The following is a 20,273-nucleotide window of genomic DNA, read 5'->3' as shown; positions in this document are numbered from 1 at the left end:
GGCTGGCAATTACAGATTTTTATCTTCTCATTACGATATTTGGTTTATTTCTGAATTTATGACCGCGATCGGATTTTAAAATACGTAACGTCTTAATTACATTTGATTCTGGAATCCGCGCCGAAAATAGTTTGTCTGCGCATTATTTTGCGAGCCAGCGCACAGTTGTGCATTCTCTCAATAGCAGTGTGAAATAACGTAATTGAGCAACCCAAAATGTCTATTCACTATTACCCCTGTATCAACGACTCGCCGCATACCCTGATTATGGAGCTCAATATGCAAGCTTATTTCGACCAACTCGATCGTGTTCGTTACGAAGGCCCGAAAACGACCAATCCTTTAGCATTTCGTCACTACAACCCGGATGAGCTGGTGCTGGGTAAGCGCATGGAAGATCATCTGCGCTTTGCCGCCTGTTACTGGCATACCTTCTGCTGGAACGGTGCCGATATGTTCGGCGTGGGCTCCTTTGACCGCCCATGGCAGCAGCCGGGTGAGGCCATCGAGCTGGCGAAACGCAAAGCCGATGTGGCGTTTGAGTTCTTCCACAAGCTGAACGTGCCGTACTACTGCTTCCATGACGTTGACGTGTCGCCGGAAGGCGCATCGCTGAAAGAGTATCTGAACAACTTTGCGCAGATGGTGGATGTACTGGCGGCGAAACAGCAGCAAAGCGGCGTGAAGCTGCTCTGGGGCACGGCAAACTGCTTCACTAATCCACGCTACGGCGCGGGCGCGGCAACCAACCCGGATCCGGAAGTGTTTAGCTGGGCGGCCACGCAGGTGGTGACGGCAATGAACGCCACGCATCAGCTTGGCGGCGAAAACTATGTCCTGTGGGGCGGACGTGAAGGCTATGAAACCCTGCTCAACACCGATCTGCGTCAGGAGCGCGAGCAGATTGGCCGCTTTATGCAGATGGTTGTCGACCACAAGCACAAAATTGGCTTCCGCGGCACGCTGCTGATTGAGCCGAAGCCGCAGGAGCCGACGAAGCATCAGTATGACTACGACGTGGCGACGGTGTATGGCTTCCTGAAGCAGTTCGGTCTGGAAAAAGAGATCAAAGTGAACATTGAGGCCAACCACGCCACGCTGGCGGGCCACTCTTTCCACCACGAGATCGCGTCTGCGATTGCGCTGGGCATCTTCGGCTCGGTCGATGCTAACCGCGGCGACGCGCAGCTGGGCTGGGACACAGACCAGTTCCCGAACAGCGTGGAAGAGAATGCGCTGGTGATGTACGAAATCATCAAAGCGGGTGGTTTCACTACCGGCGGCCTGAACTTTGACGCCAAAGTGCGTCGCCAGAGTACCGATAAATACGATCTGTTCTACGGCCACATTGGCGCGATGGACACCATGGCGCTGGCGCTGAAAGTGGCGGCACGTATGATTGAAGACGGCGAGCTCGATAAACGCGTGGCGAAGCGTTACAGCGGCTGGAACAGTGAGCTGGGCCAGCAAATTTTGAAAGGTCAGTTATCACTTGCGGACATCGCGAAGTACGCTGAACAACATCAGCTGGCACCGCAGCACCAGAGCGGGCACCAGGAGTTGCTGGAAAATCTGGTCAATCACTACCTGTTCGATAAATAACAGCACGCAGGCCCGGTAAGCGTTAGCGCCACCGGGCATTTCTGTTAAAGGAGTCACCGTAATGTATATCGGGATCGATCTTGGCACATCGGGTGTGAAAGCCATCCTGTTAAGCGAGCAGGGCGAGGTGTTAGCAACGCAGACGGAAAAGCTGCAGGTTTCACGTCCGCATCCGCTGTGGTCGGAACAGGACCCGGAGCAGTGGTGGCAGGCAACGGATCGTGCAATCAAGGCGTTAGGTGAACAGCATTCTCTGCGTGACGTGAAAGCGCTGGGGATTGCCGGGCAAATGCACGGTGCTACCTTGCTGGATAGCGAGCATCGCGTGTTGCGTCCTGCGATCCTCTGGAATGACGGCCGTTGTGCGGAAGAATGTGCGCTTCTTGAGGCGCGCGTACCTACGTCTCGTGAGATCACCGGCAACCTGATGATGCCCGGCTTTACCGCGCCCAAGCTGCTGTGGGTGCAGCGACACGAGCCGGAGATTTTCCGGCAGGTGGCGAAAGTCCTGCTACCGAAAGACTATCTGCGCTTTCGTATGACGGGCGATTTTGCTTCCGACATGTCCGATGCCGCCGGCACGATGTGGCTCGACGTGGCGAAACGTGACTGGAGCGAGGCGATGCTGGATGCCTGCCACCTGACCCGTGAACACATGCCCGCGCTGTTCGAAGGTAGCGAGGTAACAGGCACGTTGCTGCCGGACGTTGCGGAACGCTGGAATATGCCTGCCGTACCGGTGGTTGCCGGGGGCGGTGACAACGCTGCGGGTGCCGTAGGCGTCGGCATGGTTGAGGCAGGGCAGGCGATGCTGTCTCTGGGAACCTCTGGCGTCTATTTTGCCGTCAGCGACGGCTATCGCAGTAATCCCGAAAGCGCTGTGCACAGTTTCTGTCATGCGCTTCCGGGAAAATGGCATTTGATGTCGGTGATGCTGAGTGCAGCGTCGTGCCTGGACTGGGCGGCGAAGCTGACCGGGATGGCTGATGTTCCTGCGTTGATTGCCGCAGCACAGCAGGCGGATGTAAATGCTGGTACCGTCTGGTTTTTACCGTATCTGTCCGGCGAGCGTACGCCGCACAACAATCCGGAAGCGAAAGGGGTATTCTTTGGCTTAACCCATCAGCATGGCCCGGCAGAACTGGCGCGTGCGGTTCTGGAAGGCGTGGGCTATGCCCTGGCCGACGGGATGGACGTGGTCCACGACTGCGGCCTGAAACCCGCAAGCGTCACCCTGATTGGCGGCGGCGCGCGAAGCCCTTACTGGCGACAAATGCTGTCGGATATCAGCGGGTTGCAGCTGGATTTCCGCACCGGTGGCGATGTTGGCCCCGCGCTCGGCGCCGCGCGTCTGGCGCAGATAGCCATTCATCCGGAACAACCGCTTTCGCAACTGCTGCCGCAGCTTACCCTTGAGCAGGCGCATTTCCCTGACGCGACAAACCATGCGCGGTACGCGGAAAGGCGCGCGGTATTCCGTAAAATCTATCAGCAGCTGCTGCCGCTGATGTCGTAAACACGCTTGTCCGACCGCGGCACGAGGATGTCCTTTTTTGGTCTGTGCGTGCATTTATTTCCTTGCCAGTATGGTGTCACACCTACTGGCGAGGAGATCCACCATGTCACGCATTGCACTCATCAATATTGATACTCAGCAGTCGTTCCATCATCGCAATTACTGGCAGGAGGACGACATTCCTGCCTTTCAGCAGGCGATGCTGGGGCTGATTGAAGGCTGCCAGGCGCGCGGTATTCCGGTCGTTGATATTTTCCATGTAGATGAAGACGGCCCCTTCACGCTGCAAAGCGGCTTTGTTAAACCTATGGCCTTTTTGCGTCATCAGCCGGATGTGGTTTTCCAGAAACATGTCCATAATGCCTTCACGGATACCGGGCTCGATCGCTGGCTGCGCGAGCGTGATATCAATAGTGTGATTATCTGCGGCATTCGCACTGAGCAATGCTGCGAAACCACCGCCCGGGTGGCATCCGATCTGGGTTATGCTGTGACCTTTGTGAGCGAGGCCACGCTGACGTTTCCCATGACCTACAAGGGCATTACCCTTAGCGCTGCGGAAATTCGCCATCGTACCGAAACGGTCCTGGCCGGGCGTTTTGCCGACATTAAAACGGTAGCGGAGACGCTGGAGTCACTGTAATGCGCATCGACGTCTGGTTCGTGATGTTGCCCGGGGTGCTGTCATTAGACATGACCGGCCCGGCAGAAACCTTTGTGCTGGCGGGCGACGCGTTTCGTCTGCACTACATTGGGCCGCAACCGGACGTTCCAACGTCGATAGGCCTGACGATGAGCGGCATCCAGCCGCTGCCGGAGCGTCTCCCGGCAGGTAGCCTGCTGGTATTTCCCGGCGTCAGCGACTCCCGTACTCAGTTTTCCACGCCGCAGGCGCAGCTGATCCAGCACTGGCTGATGCGCCTGCAACCGCAGATCCAGCGCCAGGACATCACGGTGATGTGCGTCTGTTCAGGCGCGCTGCTGGCGGCGAAATCGGGCCTGCTGAACAACCGGCAGTGCACAACCCACCATGACGTTATCAGCCGTTTACGCACCGCGGCCCCGACGGCGACGATCAAAGAAAACCGCATCTTTGTGCAGGATGAGAACATCTGGACCAGCGCGGGGATCACGTCGGGCATCGATCTGGCGCTGCATATGATTAACCGCCTGTGCGGTCCCGAAAAGGCGCTGGCCGTGGCGCGCGAGATGGTGGTCTGGTTCCGCCGTTCCGGTGACGATCCCCAGCTCTCCCCGTGGCTACGCTACCGCAATCATCTTCATCCGGCGATTCATCGGGCGCAGGATGCGCTCACCGCCGAGCCACAAAAAACGTGGAGCTTGCCTGATATCGCCGCGCTGGCGCACGTCAGCCCGCGCCATCTCACCCGGCTTTTCCAGTCACATTTAGGCATTAGCGTTCGCGATTATCTGGAGCAGCTGCGTCTGGCGGTGGCGGAGCAGTGGCTATTGCAGGGGCGCGGCGTGGAGCAGGCTTCACTGGCGGCAGGGTTTTCCTCCCCGCGCCAGTACCATCGCGCCCGGCAGCGAACCGTTAGCTGACGAAGCGGCGAGTATCTATTTTTTGCAGCAGCATCGACAGCAGCAGGCTGATCGCCAGCGTGGCGGCAAAAATCCAGACAATATCCAGCACCGGCCAGCTTTTTAGCTCAACGCCTCGGGTGCGCAGGGCGTGGATCACCAGCGCGTGAAAGCCGTAAATTCCGAGCGAGTGCCGCGAAATCACGCTCAGTAAAGGGAGTGGCCGCGCGTTGAGCGTGTTTTTAACGAGCGTAAGCAGCGAGACGGCACAGATAAAGACCATCGGCCCACAATACAGGTACCAGGTATCGGCAAAATTGCCGCGCCACTGCAGCTCATGCAGCGTCCCGCGTGAAATCACCGTCACGCCGGCGATAAACAGTGCCCCGCAGAGCCAGTTCAGGCCACGTTTTTGCGTGTCCATCATCCCGATGGCGCGCCCCAGCATGCCGTAAAGCACGTAATAGAAGGTATCGCCGTTGATATAGAGGTTCACCGGCAGCCACTCAAATCCGTCGATTTTCTGCGAGACCGTATTCGGGTTGGCGATAATGCCAATGACCACCATCAGGGCCAGAAGCATTTTTCCGCTGACGTTTTTCACCTGAATGAGGGGGGAGACCAGATAGATCACGATAATGGCGAAGAAGAACCACAGGTGGTAGAACACCGGTTTTTGCAGCACGTATTTTAGCGATAGTCCGGCGTTTATTGAGGTGAACAGAGTGATATAGAGCAAGGCAACGGCGCTGTAGAACCCCAGGCAGGCCGCGATGCGGATGAAGTGCCGCGGCTGCGCGCTACGCTCGCCAAAAAAGAGAAAGCCGGAAATCATAAAGAACAGCGGCACGCTGACGCGTGACGCAGAGTTGAGAATATTGGCGATATCCCAGTTAACGGGGCTGATGCTGTGCGCATTCGTGACGTACCAGGTTGTCGTGTGGATCATGACAACCATCAGACAGGCTATTCCTCGCAGATTATCAATCCAGTTAATTTTTGACTGCATCAGTTCCTCGTATTCCCTGTAAATTGAGTGTGACTCCCATTGTCCAAATGTCTTCGTTTGGAAAATTCTGAGTTTTATTCGCAGGCTTGCCGGGAGACCGCGAGATTCGCAGAATGGCTGACCATAATCTATAAAAGTGTTGATACTAAAAATAACAGCCACTGACCAGGACGGTAATAAAAATGATGATGAAGCGTGTGGCATCACTCTTTCTGCTTTTCATGCTGGCAGGATGCAGTGCGCCACAGGAAGCACCTGTGCAAAAAGCGCAGCAGGGTAAAATGAGCCCGGAACGTTCACTGAATATGGAAGCGCTCTGTAAAGATCGGGCCGCTCGCCGCTATAACTCGGACGTGCAGAAAATTGACGTCACCGGTTTTGAACGTTTTCAGGGCAGCTATGAACTGCGGGGCCATACGTCGCGTAAAGAGGGCTTTGTCTGCTCGTTTGATGCGGACGGTCAGTTTTTACATCTCTCCATGCGCTAGCCTGCTCGGATAATCAACAGCCAGACGCCGTCAGCGTTCTGGCCGGAAGGCTTATTTCCCAATTTTCCCTAAACAACCCCGTTTCGTACTGTATATCTTGCAGCCAGCGGGTATACTGGTCCCTTCCATTTAAAACCACACGTATCCAGCACGAAATACTATGCAAAAGTTTGATACCAAGACCTTCCAGGGCCTGATCCTGACCTTACAGGATTACTGGGCTCGTCAGGGCTGTACCATTGTTCAACCTTTGGACATGGAAGTCGGCGCCGGCACTTCACACCCGATGACCAGCCTGCGTGCGTTGGGGCCAGAACCAATGGCGACCGCGTATGTGCAGCCTTCCCGTCGTCCGACCGATGGTCGTTACGGTGAAAACCCGAACCGTCTGCAGCATTACTATCAGTTCCAGGTGGTGATTAAGCCATCACCCGACAATATTCAGGAACTGTACCTCGGGTCGCTGAAAGAGCTGGGTATGGATCCAACCATCCACGACATCCGTTTCGTGGAAGATAACTGGGAAAACCCAACGCTGGGTGCCTGGGGTCTGGGTTGGGAAGTGTGGCTGAACGGCATGGAAGTGACCCAGTTCACCTACTTCCAGCAGGTGGGCGGTCTGGAATGTAAGCCGATCACCGGTGAGATCACCTACGGTCTGGAACGTCTGGCCATGTACATTCAGGGCGTAGACAGCGTTTACGACCTGGTCTGGAGCGACGGCCCGCTGGGTAAAACCACCTACGGCGACGTGTTCCATCAGAATGAAGTGGAGCAATCCACCTATAACTTCGAATACGCGGACGTGGACTTCCTGTTCACCTGCTTCGAGCAGTATGAGAAAGAAGCGCAGCAGCTGCTGGCGTTGGAGACTCCGCTGCCGCTGCCTGCCTACGAGCGTATTCTGAAGGCCGCCCACAGCTTCAACCTGCTGGACGCCCGCAAAGCCATCTCCGTGACTGAACGTCAGCGCTACATTCTGCGTATTCGTACCCTGACCAAAGCCGTTGCAGAAGCTTACTACGCGTCCCGTGAAGCCCTTGGCTTCCCGATGTGCAACCGAAACAAATAAGAGGCGGCCATGTCTGAGAAAACTTTCCTGGTGGAAATCGGCACCGAAGAGCTGCCACCAAAAGCCCTGCGCAGCCTGGCTGAATCTTTTGCTGCGAACGTGACTGCCGAGCTGGATAACGCTGGCCTGGCACACGGTAAAATTGAGTGGTTTGCCGCGCCGCGCCGTCTGGCGCTGAAAGTGGCAAATCTGGCGGCGTCCCAGCCGGATCGCGAAGTCGAAAAACGTGGCCCGGCGATTGCCCAGGCCTTCGACGCGGAAGGCAAGCCGAGCAAAGCGGCGGAAGGCTGGGCGCGTGGCTGCGGTATCACCGTCGATCAGGCCGAGCGTCTGACCACCGATAAAGGTGAATGGCTGCTGTATCGTGCCCATGTGAAAGGCGAAAGCGCGGAAGCGCTGCTGCCGGACATGATTGCCACGTCTCTGGCGAAGCTGCCGATTCCTAAGCTGATGCGCTGGGGCGCGTCCGACGTGCATTTCGTGCGTCCGGTTCACACCGTGACCCTGCTGCTGGGCGACACCGTTATTCCGGCGACCATTCTGGGCGTGGCGTCCGATCGCGTGATCCGCGGCCACCGCTTTATGGGCGAGCCAGAGTTCACCATCGACAATGCCGATCAGTATCCGCAAATCCTGCTGGAGCGCGGCAAGGTCATTGCTGACTACGAACAGCGTAAAGCCAAAATCAAAGCGGACGCGGAAGACGCGGCGCGTAAGATTGGCGGTAAAGCCGATCTGAGCGACAGCCTGCTGGAAGAAGTGACCTCGCTGGTGGAATGGCCGGTTGTGCTGACCGCGAAGTTCGAAGAGAAATTCCTGGCCGTTCCGGCTGAAGCGCTGGTTTACACCATGAAGGGTGACCAGAAGTACTTCCCGGTCTATGCCAACGACGGCAAACTGCTGCCAAATTTCATCTTCGTGGCAAACATCGAATCGAAAGATCCGATCCAGATTATCTCTGGTAACGAGAAGGTCGTTCGTCCGCGTCTGGCGGATGCCGAGTTCTTCTTCAATACCGACCGTAAAAAGCGTCTGGAAGATCATCTTCCACGCCTGCAGACCGTGTTGTTCCAGCAGCAACTGGGTACGCTGCGCGACAAGACCGACCGTATCGCGGAGCTGTCCGGCTGGATTGCCCGTGAAATCGGTGCGGACGTCAACCACGCAACGCGTGCTGGCCTGCTGTCTAAATGCGACCTGATGACCAACATGGTGTTCGAATTTACCGACACCCAGGGCGTGATGGGTATGCATTACGCGCGTCACGATGGCGAAGCGGAAGATGTGGCCGTGGCCCTGAACGAGCAGTATCAGCCGCGCTTTGCGGGTGACGAACTGCCGTCTAACCCGGTTGCGTGCGCGGTGGCGATTGCCGATAAGATGGACACCCTGGCGGGTATCTTCGGTATCGGTCAGCATCCGAAAGGCGACAAAGACCCGTTTGCGCTGCGTCGTGCTGCGCTGGGCGTGCTGCGTATCATCGTTGAGAAGAACCTGAACCTGGATCTGCAGACCCTGACCGAAGAAGCGGTGCGTCTGTACGGCGACAAGCTGACCAACGCCAACGTGGTGGATGACGTGATCGACTTTATGCTCGGTCGTTTCCGCGCCTGGTATCAGGATGAAGGTTACACCGTCGACACCATTCAGGCGGTGCTGGCGCGTCGTCCGACCCGTCCGGCTGATTTCGATGCGCGTATGAAGGCGGTTTCCCACTTCCGTACGCTGGAAGCGGCATCTGCTCTGGCGGCGGCCAACAAGCGTGTCTCCAACATCCTGGCGAAATCCGACGAGACGCTGAACGAGCGTGTGAACGCCGCGACGCTGAAAGAGCCGGAAGAGATCGCCCTGGCGATGCAGGTTGTGGTGCTGCGCGACAAGCTCGAGCCGGTCTTCGCGGAAGGTCGCTACCAGGAAGCGCTGGTGGAGCTGGCTGAGCTGCGAGACGTCATCGACGCCTTCTTCGAGAAAGTGATGGTAAACGTAGAAGATAAAGAGCTGCGTATTAACCGTCTCTCTATGCTCGAAAAACTGCGTGAGCTGTTCCTGCGCGTAGCGGATATTTCGCTGCTGCAGTAATGTGCCCGATGTTACAAATGCTAAAAACCCGCTTCGGCGGGTTTTTTTATGGGGCTTTTGTAGGCCGGATAAGCGCAGCGTCATCCGGCAGGTTTAGCCGATCGCGATTGTGCCTTCGTCTGTCTGCAGCCAGCGCGGTGCCTTCAGCGTATCGGCAAAGTAGCTGACCAGTTCGCACAGCAAATCTTCCATCACGATTTCAGATTGTCGCGGCAGTGAGCCGTTCATCAACATCTGCGTAATCTCCTGACAGTAGCGCCCCAGCTGATCGCATTCGGGTTCGAAAGCCGGAACGCGTGACGGGAGTTCCTTCACGGTCAGGCGGGCTTTTAAAGCGTCCGGAACAGGATCCAGAAGCGTGGGTTGCAAAAGATTCAGACAGGCATAGAGTCTGCCGTAAAGCGCCATTTTGTGGGCACGTTGTTCGCAATCTACAATTGCGTCGGTAAAACGTTCGCAATTATCCGCCAGTTCGGTGAAGTCGGTGGCGTGGTTGAAGGGCAGGGTGAATAAAGAGTCAGTCATTGACATAAAATAACCTCAGTGAGTGGTATATCTTCCGCCACGGGAGGTTCCAGGCTCGCTGGTGGCGGAACCGAACAAGGTTGGAACGACTGGCCTCACTGACACCAGCGCGCTTTGCAGCGCCCCTGTCCGGCCCGCCATTGAGATGCAACAGGCCGTACGACACAGAGCCTGTGTCGCCAGTGAAGTGATTCAGGGTTCCAATCCCGGCACCTGATTTTGCAGGTGCGCAGAGAACTTACTGCTCATCAAAACAGGCGGCAACAGATTTGAGCTATACCACTGAGGATATTACCATTTCTGGAAAGAGACTCGCAAAATTACCGCAATGAAAAGCATACTGCGGGCAGAGGTCTTACAGCGACGCCATGGCGGTGGCGATTGAGCCGCCCTGGCACGTTCACAGGCCATGTCGTTACAGAGTAGCAAGGAGCACCCCCCACAGCCGTATGTTCCCCCTCACCCCAGCCCTCTCCCTCAAGGGAGAGGGGGCCGTCTGTGCAGGCAATATTTGGTGGGGATCCCTCAGCCCAAAGGGAGAGGGAGTACAAATCGCCCAAAATTTAACCTTGAAATGGTCAACCCATTACCGCTATCCTTATCCCCGTTAACTTTCTCGCGCTGGAGCACCCCCCAAAAATGAACAAACACGACTGATGAATTTCGATCCTTGCTAAACGCCATCGCGTCGGCAGGGGATGTTTTGATTTCATTCAGGAGTGCTTATGGCTCATTTTGCGCAGCCCCCTTCTTTTATTTTGCATCAGGTCACCTGTCAGTTTCCGACGGGCGATACCCTTTTTGGTCCGCTGAATCTTTCGCTGGAACCCTCCCTGTGCGCGCTGGTTGGCCGCAACGGCAGCGGAAAAACGCGTCTGCTGCGTCTGCTGGCGGGGCTGGACGAACCGGCTACCGGTCATATCGAACGCTTTGGCTCGCATGCCTGGGTGGCGCAGCAGCACGTTATTTCTTCGCAGACGACGCTGGCTGAACTTCTCGGATATGACGCGATTTTTGCGGCGCGTAAGCGCATCGACAGCGGCGATTATCAGCCCGACGATCTGGCGTTGCTCGACGGCTACTGGGATATAGCCGAACGTCTGAGCGAAGCGTTTATCAATGCGACGCTCCCACCGTTTGAGCCTGATAAGCCCGCCATAGAACTCAGCGGCGGCGAGCGCATCCGCGCCCTGCTGTGCGGGGCGTTTACGGCGGGCGCGGACTTTCTTCTGCTGGACGAACCGACTAACCATCTGGATCGACAAGGCCGGGCGTGGTTCTACGACCAGTTGAGTCAGTATCAGGGCGGCGTACTGGTGGCCTCCCATGACCGTGAGTTACTGGCTCAGGTACCCCGTATCCTTGAGCTGAGCGCCTCGGGTCTGCGCAGCTACGGCGGGAATTATGCGGATTATCAAATCCAGCGTGATGCCGAACAGCAGGCGGCCCGCGCGGCGCTGGAACATGCGGCAACCGAGCGCAAACGCACCCGCGCACGCATGCAAAAAGAGCATGATGACAGCCAGCGGCGGTCGGCAAAGACGTTACGCACCGTCGATACTTTGAATATCGCGTCGTTTGAACGGGTCAAATATAAAGGCGCGGCAAAGGAACGTATTGGCGCCTGGAAAAAACAGCACAGCGAGCAAAATGAAGCGCTGAACGCCGCGGTTAACAAGGCGCGTGAGCGGGTTGAAGACGATAATCCGGTGATGTTCACTCTGCCGGGGAGTCAGATCCCGGAGGGCAAGCAGGTGCTGGTGCTGGAGGATCTGGTGCTGCCGCATGTGCCTGTTCCACCGCTTACCTGGCGTATGGACGGACCGATGCGCGTGGCGTTAAAGGGACCAAACGGCTGCGGAAAATCGACGCTGTTAAAAATCCTCCTCGGCGAGATCGCCCCCCGTTCAGGGACGTGTAAGGTTTCCGTCAGCTGTGCTTATCTCGACCAGCATTTGTCACAACTTGATCTTTCGCAGTCGATCATGACGCATCTCAACCTGAGTCATACGCCTCTGGAAGAGGGGGTATTGCGAACCCGTTTAGCCCAGCTTCAACTGGGGGCTGACAAAGTGATGCTCCCATTGGCGGCGCTCAGCGGCGGTGAGCGTCTTAAGGCTGCCCTGGCCTGCGTGCTGTGGCGCGCGGAGGCCACGCAGCTTCTGCTGCTGGATGAACCGACCAATCATCTGGATCTGGCTTCAGTCCAGGCCATTGAAGCGGCGCTGGCCGGTTTCCCAGGGGCACTGCTGGTGGTATCACACGATGGGGCGTTTTTAAGCGGCTTAACGTTAACGCATGAGCTGGTGTGGGAAGAGGCGGGTTGGCGTTGTGATAGCCTGTAAAACACAAGCCCCCGCAAAGGCGGGGGCATTCAATCTTCACTACGCTATCTGTTTGCTGAGTGCAGGGTTGGCCTGAATCAGGCGCATCAGCCTTAACTCGGTTGGGGTGGGTTTCTCACGTTTTGACTCCCACTCCTGCACCATAGCCACGCTGACACCCATCGCTCTGGCGAATTCTTCGGTTTTCAGTCCTGTCCCTTTGCGCAATTGCTCATATTCTGTAAAGGGATTGGATTTTTGTTGCAGGGTAATCGTCTGCGGTACATCTTTAAAAATGATCTGTTCCAGACTGCTCAGCAGCTCAAACTCAGGATCTTTATATTCCATTGAGGACTCCTCTTAAATCTCACATCGTGATCAAGAACATCAGAGAGCCAATTAAGAATAGTCCCTAATACCAACCCAGGATCGTCACGGGTGTGATTAATCGTGCGGTAACGATCGCTGTATCCGATTCAGCAATATGGAGAGTTATGCTAATTCCCTGATTAGTCATATGTCGGCTTCGCCAGGTATTTTTTTGTAAATGATAAGAAATAAATCGGCAATAGCCGTTTTGCATGAAAAGAGTATCTTGCAAGGCTGACCTGGACTATCCTTGTAAGCCGTCGGGCACGCGTGTGCCGGTGTGCGCTTTTTTGGGTGAAAGGAGTAATAAAATGGCGACAGGAAAGTCCTGCTCTCGCTGGTTTGCGCCTATTGCGGCGTTGTTGATGGTTATTAGCCTGAGTGGGTGTTTTGATAAAGAAGGCGATCAGCGCAAAGCGTTTATCGATTTTCTGCAGAATACAGTGATGCGCAGCGGCGAGCGGTTGCCGACGCTGACTGCGGATCAGAAAAAACAGTTTGGCCCCTTCGTGTCCGATTACGCCATTCTTTATGGTTATTCACAGCAGGTGAGCCAGGCGATGGATTCCGGTATCCGCCCGGTCGTGGATAGCGTGAACGCCATCCGCGTTCCACAGGATTATATGACGCAACGTGAACCATTGCGCCAGTCCAACGGTGCGCTTGGCGTGCTGAGCCAGCAGTTGCAAAATGCGAAAATGCAGGCTGACGCGTCACGTTCTGCGCTGAAGCAGGGCGACGATCTCAAACCGGTCTTCGACAAAGTGTATGAGAAAGTGGTGACCAAACCGTCTGAAGCACTGCAACCGTTGATTCCAGCCGCGCAAATCTTCACGCAGCAGCTGGTCCAGGTGGGTGACTTTATCGCCCAGCAGAATACGCAGGTGAGCTTTGTTGCCAACGGTATTCAGTTCCCGACCTCGCAGCAGGCAAGCCAGTACAATACGCTGATTGGGCCGCTGGCCTCCCAGCATCAGGCCTTTAGCCAGGCCTGGAGTGCGGCAGTCACTGCCACAGAATAAGACGAAAAACCCCGCTTCTGGCGGGGTTTTTTTATGCATACAGAAAATAACGCTTGTCATTCCTCTACCACATCGGTATAACTGTTCCCGTCGGTTTGTTACACAGACCTAAAGCAGTTTAGTAAAGCAGTCCAGATTGTTATCCATAGATACCCTTCGTAGTGACCCTTCCTTCATCGCTTAAAAATCTGTAACGCAATCCATCAAGCCGGAAGGCACAATATATTTGTTAATAAGGTAATTTCTATGTCTGCTAAAATGACTGGTCTGGTAAAATGGTTCAACGCTGATAAAGGTTTCGGCTTCATCACTCCTGACGATGGCTCTAAAGACGTGTTCGTACACTTCTCTGCTATCCAGAACGATGGCTACAAATCTCTGGACGAAGGTCAGAAAGTGTCCTTCACCATCGAAAGCGGCGCTAAAGGCCCAGCAGCTGGTAACGTTGTAAGCCTGTAAGCTTCCAACCCAGTAGCAAAGAATTTAAAAACCCGCCTTCTGGCGGGTTTTTTCGTTTCTACCGTTGCACCTGTGGGTTCACGCAGTTTATCTCCACCTTTCCACCTAATGCGGCAATCAGATTATCAACCGCGGTGGCCGCCATGTTGTAGCGCGTCTCATGGGTAGCTGAGCCGATGTGGGGCAGGGCAACCACGTTAGGCAGCGAAAGCAGTGGCGAATCCACCGGCAGCGGCTCCTGCTCAAACACGTCCAGACCTGCGGCATGGATCTCACCGTTTTGCAGGGCCTCAATCAGCGCCTTCTCATCCACCACCGGGCCACGACCCGCGTTGATGAAAATGGCGGACGTCTTCATTTTTTCAAACGCCTCTTTGCCGATCAGATGACGGGTTTCGTTCGTCAGCGGCAGAACCAGGCAGACAAAATCGGCCTCCTGTAGCAGGGTATCCAGCTCGCAGTAACGGGCGTTGAAGCGTTCTTCGGCTTCACTGTGATGGCGACGCGCGTTATACAGAATCGGCATGTTAAAACCAAAATGCGCGCGCTGCGCCAGCGCCAGCCCGATACGCCCCATACCGACAATGCCCAGCGTTTTGCCATGAACATCCACACCGAACCAGTCCGGACCAATGCTCTTTGTCCATTCGCCCGCTTTGACGCGCTCAGCCACTTCCACCACGCGACGGGCCGTGGTGAGCATGAGCGCCATCAGCGTATCGGCCACGGTTTCCGTCAGGGCATGCGGCGTATGCATCAGCAGGATCTTGCGGGCGTTTAGGGCATCCACGTCGAAGTTGTCGTAACCCACGGAAACGGTTGAGGTAGCACGAAGCTTCGGCATTTTCTCCAGCAGGGCGACATCCACTTTTTCGCTTGAACCCAGCAGGCCCTCGGCGCTGGCGAACGCGTCGGCGTGCTGTGCCACGGTTTCCGGGCGCAGGTTCTTCACCTGCGTGACGGTAAAGTGCTCTTCAAGACGTTTCTGCAGATCTTCCGGCAGTGCTTTATACAAAATGACGGACGGCTTCATGCTAATCTCCGTTGATTTTTTTAAGGATTCAGGCGTGGCGAGCGCCGACAGGGTGTTGTTGATTATTAGCAGGCTTAACAATCAGAGTAAGCCACACCGAGGCGAAAAGCGCCACCCCCATAAAGATGTACGATGCGGACGGACTGCCAGTGGCACCGTTCAGGTAACCCACGAACCAGGAGCCGCAGAACGAACCCAGTGCACCCATACTGTTAATCAGCGCCATCGCGCCACCCGCAACGTTACGCGGCAGCATCTCGGGGATGATGGCGAAGAACGGTCCGTACGGGGCGTACATGGCGGCACCGGCAATCACCAGCAGCGTATAAGAGACCCAGAAGTGGTTTGCGCCCACGGCCCAGGAGCCAATAAAGGCGAAGGCAGCAATCAGCAGCAGCGGCCAGACAAACAGCTTGCGGTTCTGCAGCTTGTCCGACGCCCAGGAAACGATGATCATCGCGATGGTTGCCGCCAGATACGGTACGGATGACAGCCAGCCTACTTCGACCATGCCGAGGTTTTCACCGCCGCTGCGGATAATGGATGGCAGCCACAGTACAAAGCCGTACACGCCAATGCTCCAGGTAAAATACTGTGCGCAGAGCAGGATCACGTTACGCGAGCGGAAGGCTTCACCATAGTTACGTACCGCCTTCAGGCCTTGCTGTTCTTTATCCAGCTGCGCCTGCAGCGCTGCTTTTTCATCTTCGGAAAGCCACTTCGCCTGGGCAGGTTTATCCTTCACCAGCACCCACCAGCAGAAGGCCCAGATAATCGCCGGCACCCCTTCAATGATAAACATCTCGCGCCAGCCGAAGGACTGGATCAGGTAGCCCGACACCACCGACATCCACAGTACCGTGACCGGGTTACCGAGGATCAGGAAGGTATTCGCGCGCGAGCGCTCAGATTTGGTGAACCAGTTGCTGATGTAGATCAGCATCGCGGGCATAACCGCCGCCTCAACGACGCCGAGGATAAAGCGAATGGCGGCCAGGGCAGGAATATTGTTCACCATGCCGGTCAGTGAGGCGCAGGCGCCCCACAGGATCAGGCAGACGAAGATCAGCTTACGCACGCTGCGGCGTTCCGCATAAATCGCGCCGGGGATCTGGAAGAAGAAGTAGCCCAGGAAGAAAAGGGCACCCAGCAGGGAAGAGATACCTTTGGTGATCCCGAGGTCCTCGGTGATCCCCGCTGCGGACGCGAAGCTGAAGTTGGCACGGTCAAGGTACGCCAGGCTGTACGTGATAAACACGATTGGCATGATGTACCACCAGCGTTTTACTGCATTGGTCGAACTGTTCATAGGCTTGCCTCTGTTGTTGAGGTTGTTACCGCCGTTGTCTGTAGGGTACACGGTGGTTTAATTATTTGGTGCGGCTTGCTGCCTCACCCTGGCCCTCTCCCACAGGGAGAGGGAATTTAAACGCCGAGCTGTTCTCGCGTGGGTAATCCTTCGCTGTCGCCCTGCACCTGAATGGCCAGCGAGCCAATCTTGTTACCTCGCGCGACGGCCTGCGGCAGCGTTTTGCCTTCCAGCAGGGCGCTAATCACGCCCACGGCAAAGCCGTCGCCCGCGCCGACGGTGTCGACCACGTTCTCGACCCTCACTGCCGCGACCGCACCCTGTTCACCGTTGGTCGTTTTAAACCATGCGCCATCGGCACCGGTCTTCAGCACCACCGCTTTTACCCCTTTATTCAGGTAGAAGTCAGCAATGCCTTCCGGCGTGCTTTCGCCGGTCAGAATCATCCCTTCTTTCAGGCCTGGCAGAACCCAGTCCGCCCTGAACGCCAGACGGTTCAGTTTCTCCACCATCTCCGCTTCGCTTTTCCACAGCACCGGACGCAGGTTGGGATCGAACGATATGGTCTTCCCCTGGGCTTTCATGGTGGTCGCGGCATGATCCAGCAGTTCATACGAGCTGGCAGACAGTGCGGCCGCCACGCCGCTCAGATGAAGATGGCGCGCGGAGGCAAAGTAATCGGCGTGGTAATCCGCGACAGAGAGGTGGCTTGCGGCCGAGCCTTTACGGAAATACTCCACGATGGGATCGGTTCCATTTTCGACCTTGGATTTAAGCTGAAAGCCGGTAGGGAAGCGTCCGTCGAGGGTGACGCCAGCGGCATCAATCCCCTCTTTTTTCAGCGAATCGAGAACGAAATGGCCAAAGCTGTCATCCCCCACGCGGCTGACCCAGCCCACGTTCAGGCCGAGACGCGCCAGGCCGGTCGCGACGTTCAGCTCTGCGCCTGCGACGCGTTTGATAAAGTGTTCCACCGCACTCAGCTCGCCCGTTTCGGTGGCGACAAACATGGCCATGGCTTCACCAATCGTGATGGCATCCAGCGTCTTGTGCATGGTTTACTCCTCGCGCAGCAGGTTGACGTAATGGCGGGTAACGGCGGTTAAATCCGACCCTTCCAGCGGGAATTCGATACCGCGCGGGGCATCGGCAGGCAGCTGGCCGAGCAGATCCAGCCAGCGTGCATCGGCGCGGTCCGGTGCGACGGCGCGGAAGTTATCTTTATGCGGCACGGCGGCTTTCACGTGGATATAGCTCACCGCAGGGGCCAGATGACGCGCGGCCTCTTCCGGGGAGTCGCCCACCCACAGCCAGTTCCCCATGTCGAAGGTCAGCGTGACGGGGAGCGCCATTTCCCGACAGGCGGCCTGGAAGCGCTGCATGGGCGCGAGCTGTCCGCAGTCGGTCTGATCGTTCTCCACGACCAGCGCCATGCCGCTGGTGTTCAATAGCGTACGCAGGGCGTCGAGCGGTTGCGTGTCGCTGAAATGGCCGAGGGAAACCTTCAGCCACAGGGCGTTCAGGGTGCTGGCTTCAGAGAGATAGCGGGGCAGGTCCGGGTTGAGGGTGCCGTCGGGCATAAACAGGGCGGCGGGTGCGGAGTAGCACGCCAGCAGGCCCAGCAGCTCAATGGATTCGCCCAGTGCAGGCAGCGCCAGCAGCTCTTCGCTGTTGAACAGCTCGCGGCGGATCTCCACGCCATCTGCCCCCGCGCCAGCAATAACAGGGAGCATCGCCCGTTGACCGCCCGCCTGCCGCACCTGTTCCGCACCGTACGCGGCGGTGACCACCATAATTTTCCTGCCCATCTTCGGACTCCATCGCAACATATCAATACTATTACGCTAGATGGAACCGGTTCCAAAGAAAAGGTCAGGATGTTGAATTTATGATCGCTATCACAAGGGAAATTTAACGCGCGGTAGAGCCACGAACGATCAGTTCACCGGAGAAGACCTGCTCGCGAACGGCATCGCTGATGCCTTCAATACGACGAACCACTTGTTCAACAGCAGCATAGCCAATCTGCCAGGTGGGTTGTTTGAGGGTGGTAATGCCTACGCCAGCCAGTTCCGCCCACTCCAGTTCATCAAAACCCAGCAGACCAATGTCGCTGCCCCAGTGCAGGCCAATGCGCTTGAGCGAGCGGGCAACCTGCAGGGTCAACGCCCCGTTGGCGGAGATAACGGCTTTTCGCATCCCGCGATGGCGCATGTGGAACTGACGCAGGGTGTTGTCGAGCTGCGCGGCTTCGTGCAGCGGCGTTTCGGCATTTTCGGCGATCACGCCGGGATATCGCTCCAGCGTGGCGCGAAATGCGCTCAGGCGTTCACGACGGGTGTTGACCATCCCCAGCGGTTCACTCAGAAACAGAATGGCCTCGAAGCCCTGTTCAATCAGATGTTCGGTGGCGGTCGTCGCGGCCTGGGTGTTGTCCAGCCCCACCACGTCGCAGGCAAATTCCGGGATTTTACGGTCGATGAGGACCATGGGCAGGGAGGATTGCTGCAGGCGATTCAAGCCTTCTTCACGCATGCCTACCGCGTTGACCACAATCCCTTCCACCTGATAGCTGCGCAGCAGGTCGAGATAATGCAGCTCCTGGTCGACTTCGTTGTTGGTATTACAGACCAGCGGCGTGAAACCCTTCTCGCGACAGGCGGCTTCGATACCGCTGAGCACGTTCACGGAGTAGGGGTTGGTGATATCGGCGATGATCAGCCCGATAAGGCGGGTGCGGCCACGTTTGAGCCCGCGCGCCATGAGGCTGGGACGGTAGTCGAGATCGGCAATAGCCTGTTCAATACGCGCCAGCAACGCATCGGACAGCAGGTGTTTCTCGCCGTTAAGATAGCGCGAAATGCTGGTTTTACCGGTTTTGGCGGCTTTCGCCACGTCGCTGATGGTGGCCCGGGCTGGTTTGCTCATCACTGATTTCCCTGAATTTAGTGAGAATACCTTAGCGGGAAAATCGGACGAATCAAGTAATTTGCCCGGTAGCGCTGCGCTTACCGGAGGTTGCGGTCTGATGCCCTCACCCCAACCCTCTCCCACGGGAGAGGGCGCAAACACTAAAAACGGCAACGGGGTTGCCGTTTTGCTTTTACCTACTGAATTGGGCTTAACGTAATCTCTACGCGGCGGTTCTGCGCTTTGCCTTCCGCCGTGCTGTTGCTGGCGATAGGGTTGGCAGGGCCCATGCCGCTGGTGCGGATGCGGTTTGCTTCAACGCCCTGGGTAATCAGCGAGCTGGCCACGGCATCGGCACGCTGCTGGGACAGACGCATGTTCAGATCCTGGCTGCCGGTGCTGTCGGTATAGCCCATCACGTTTACAGCGGTCTTGTTGTACTCTTTCAGCACCATCGCCACGCCGGTCAGGGTATTCGCACCAGCCGGTTTCAGCGTTGCGCTGCTGCTGTCGAAGGTCACGTTGTTCGGCATGTTCAGGATGATGTTATCGCCGCTGCGCGTCACGCTCACGCCGGTTCCCTTCATTTTGTCGCGCAGTTTTGCTTCCTGCACGTCCATGTAATAACCGACGCCGCCGCCCAGCGCTGCGCCCGCCGCTGCGCCAATCAGCGCGCCTTTGCCGCGGTCTTTCTTGGAGGAGGAGAGCGCCCCCACACCTGCGCCGACCAGCGAGCCGATACCCGCGCCAATGCCGGATTTACCCGCTTCGCGTTCACCGGTATAAGGGTTGGTTGTGCAGCCAGAAACAGCCAGGGCACCGCTCACCAGAGCGGCAATAACGAGTACGCGTTTTTTCATCTTCTTTCCTTAATCCTTTTTATTCTTTGCCACGGCGAGCGTGGCAGTTGATTATGACGTCCAGATACGGAGAAAATTCCGGGTATAACTCTGAAATTTGTGACAAACCATAAACGGCCTCAACAAGAAGGCCGTAAACCTGCACGCAACCAGG

At 56.6% G+C, this 20,273-nt stretch carries 19 protein-coding genes; 10 read left to right on the top strand and 9 right to left on the bottom strand.

Features of this window, described 5'->3' with window-relative positions; all coding sequences use genetic code 11:
• Window positions 1-279 precede the first annotated feature (279 nt).
• From xylA to CWR52_RS11610, 4 genes are all read left to right on the top strand, one after another.
• The gene (xylA, locus tag CWR52_RS11625) at window positions 280-1,602 is read left to right on the top strand and encodes a xylose isomerase (protein WP_086374966.1); all 1,323 of its coding nucleotides are present in this window, start codon (window positions 280-282) and stop codon (window positions 1,600-1,602) included.
• Window positions 1,603-1,663: 61 nt separating this feature from the next.
• A complete protein-coding gene (gene xylB / locus CWR52_RS11620) occupies window positions 1,664-3,118 on the top strand; it encodes a xylulokinase (protein WP_104949715.1) in 1,455 nt (484 codons plus the stop codon).
• A 103-nt stretch (window positions 3,119-3,221) separates the two neighbouring features.
• The gene (locus tag CWR52_RS11615; protein WP_104949714.1) at window positions 3,222-3,761 is read left to right on the top strand and encodes an isochorismatase family protein; all 540 of its coding nucleotides are present in this window, start codon (window positions 3,222-3,224) and stop codon (window positions 3,759-3,761) included.
• The gene (locus CWR52_RS11610) at window positions 3,761-4,681 is read left to right on the top strand and encodes a GlxA family transcriptional regulator (protein WP_104949713.1); all 921 of its coding nucleotides are present in this window, start codon (window positions 3,761-3,763) and stop codon (window positions 4,679-4,681) included. The genes CWR52_RS11615 and CWR52_RS11610 overlap by 1 nt, the downstream gene beginning before the upstream one ends.
• On the opposite strand, the gene CWR52_RS11605 is transcribed toward CWR52_RS11610, so the two are convergent.
• The gene (locus tag CWR52_RS11605) at window positions 4,674-5,669 is read right to left on the bottom strand and encodes an acyltransferase (RefSeq protein ID WP_104949712.1); all 996 of its coding nucleotides are present in this window, start codon (window positions 5,667-5,669) and stop codon (window positions 4,674-4,676) included. The genes CWR52_RS11610 and CWR52_RS11605 overlap by 8 nt on opposite strands.
• Window positions 5,670-5,851: 182 nt before the next feature.
• Here CWR52_RS11605 and CWR52_RS11600 point away from each other — a divergent pair, with 182 nt between their 5' ends.
• The 3 genes from CWR52_RS11600 to glyS all read left to right on the top strand — a co-directional run bounded on the left by CWR52_RS11600 (window position 5,852) and on the right by glyS (window position 9,308).
• Window positions 5,852-6,157, top strand: coding sequence for a YsaB family lipoprotein (locus CWR52_RS11600; RefSeq protein ID WP_104949711.1), 306 nt, complete (start codon window positions 5,852-5,854; stop codon window positions 6,155-6,157).
• A 160-nt stretch (window positions 6,158-6,317) separates the two neighbouring features.
• Entirely contained in the window at window positions 6,318-7,229 is a 912-nt protein-coding gene (gene glyQ, locus CWR52_RS11595) for a glycine--tRNA ligase subunit alpha (protein ID WP_003860141.1), read from the top strand.
• A gap of 9 nt (window positions 7,230-7,238) precedes the next feature.
• A complete protein-coding gene (gene glyS / locus CWR52_RS11590) occupies window positions 7,239-9,308 on the top strand; it encodes a glycine--tRNA ligase subunit beta (RefSeq protein ID WP_045907867.1) in 2,070 nt (689 codons plus the stop codon).
• A 93-nt stretch (window positions 9,309-9,401) separates the two neighbouring features.
• On the opposite strand, the gene CWR52_RS11585 is transcribed toward glyS, so the two are convergent.
• Window positions 9,402-9,839, bottom strand: a complete 438-nt coding sequence (locus CWR52_RS11585) for a hypothetical protein (RefSeq protein WP_104949710.1) — start codon at window positions 9,837-9,839, stop codon at window positions 9,402-9,404.
• Window positions 9,840-10,558: 719 nt separating this feature from the next.
• On the opposite strand from CWR52_RS11585, the gene CWR52_RS11575 reads away from it, so the two are divergent.
• Window positions 10,559-12,178: an ABC-F family ATP-binding cassette domain-containing protein gene (locus tag CWR52_RS11575; protein ID WP_104949709.1), complete on the top strand. Its 1,620-nt coding sequence runs from the start codon at window positions 10,559-10,561 to the stop codon at window positions 12,176-12,178.
• A 39-nt stretch (window positions 12,179-12,217) separates the two neighbouring features.
• Here CWR52_RS11575 and CWR52_RS11570 read toward each other — a convergent pair whose 3' ends face one another.
• On the bottom strand, window positions 12,218-12,505 hold the full coding sequence (locus tag CWR52_RS11570) for an HTH-type transcriptional regulator (protein WP_008502755.1): 288 nt from the start codon (window positions 12,503-12,505) through the stop codon (window positions 12,218-12,220).
• 332 nt (window positions 12,506-12,837) lie between these two features.
• Here CWR52_RS11570 and CWR52_RS11565 point away from each other — a divergent pair, with 332 nt between their 5' ends.
• The gene (locus CWR52_RS11565) at window positions 12,838-13,548 is read left to right on the top strand and encodes a DUF3053 domain-containing protein (protein WP_104949708.1); all 711 of its coding nucleotides are present in this window, start codon (window positions 12,838-12,840) and stop codon (window positions 13,546-13,548) included.
• Between the two features lie 246 nt (window positions 13,549-13,794).
• Complete coding sequence (gene cspE, locus CWR52_RS11560; RefSeq protein WP_003860775.1) at window positions 13,795-14,007, top strand: transcription antiterminator/RNA stability regulator CspE; 213 nt, start codon at window positions 13,795-13,797, stop codon at window positions 14,005-14,007.
• Between the two features lie 58 nt (window positions 14,008-14,065).
• Here the strand turns inward: cspE and ghrB are convergent, their stop codons facing one another.
• The 6 genes from ghrB to CWR52_RS11530 form a co-directional block, all read right to left on the bottom strand.
• Window positions 14,066-15,040: a glyoxylate/hydroxypyruvate reductase GhrB gene (gene ghrB / locus CWR52_RS11555; RefSeq protein WP_069720483.1), complete on the bottom strand. Its 975-nt coding sequence runs from the start codon at window positions 15,038-15,040 to the stop codon at window positions 14,066-14,068.
• 28 nt (window positions 15,041-15,068) lie between these two features.
• Window positions 15,069-16,349 carry an MFS transporter gene (locus CWR52_RS11550; RefSeq protein WP_104949707.1) on the bottom strand — a complete coding sequence of 427 codons (1,281 nt, stop codon included), beginning with the start codon at window positions 16,347-16,349 and terminating at the stop codon, window positions 15,069-15,071.
• 116 nt (window positions 16,350-16,465) lie between these two features.
• Window positions 16,466-17,404 (bottom strand): sugar kinase, encoded by a 939-nt coding sequence (locus CWR52_RS11545; RefSeq protein ID WP_104949706.1) that lies wholly within the window; start codon window positions 17,402-17,404, stop codon window positions 16,466-16,468.
• A 3-nt stretch (window positions 17,405-17,407) separates the two neighbouring features.
• Window positions 17,408-18,157 (bottom strand): sugar phosphate isomerase/epimerase family protein, encoded by a 750-nt coding sequence (locus CWR52_RS11540; RefSeq protein ID WP_104949705.1) that lies wholly within the window; start codon window positions 18,155-18,157, stop codon window positions 17,408-17,410.
• A gap of 103 nt (window positions 18,158-18,260) precedes the next feature.
• Window positions 18,261-19,277, bottom strand: a complete 1,017-nt coding sequence (locus CWR52_RS11535; RefSeq protein ID WP_104949704.1) for a LacI family DNA-binding transcriptional regulator — start codon at window positions 19,275-19,277, stop codon at window positions 18,261-18,263.
• A gap of 179 nt (window positions 19,278-19,456) precedes the next feature.
• Window positions 19,457-20,119 carry an OmpA family lipoprotein gene (locus tag CWR52_RS11530; protein WP_024909080.1) on the bottom strand — a complete coding sequence of 221 codons (663 nt, stop codon included), beginning with the start codon at window positions 20,117-20,119 and terminating at the stop codon, window positions 19,457-19,459.
• Window positions 20,120-20,273 lie beyond the last annotated feature (154 nt).

This window comes from Enterobacter sp. SGAir0187 (assembly GCF_002952735.2).
Classification (GTDB): Bacteria; Pseudomonadota; Gammaproteobacteria; order Enterobacterales; family Enterobacteriaceae; genus Enterobacter; species Enterobacter quasiroggenkampii.
Note: the sequence above shows the minus strand (reverse complement) of the source record. Positions and strands in the feature narration are given on the sequence as shown.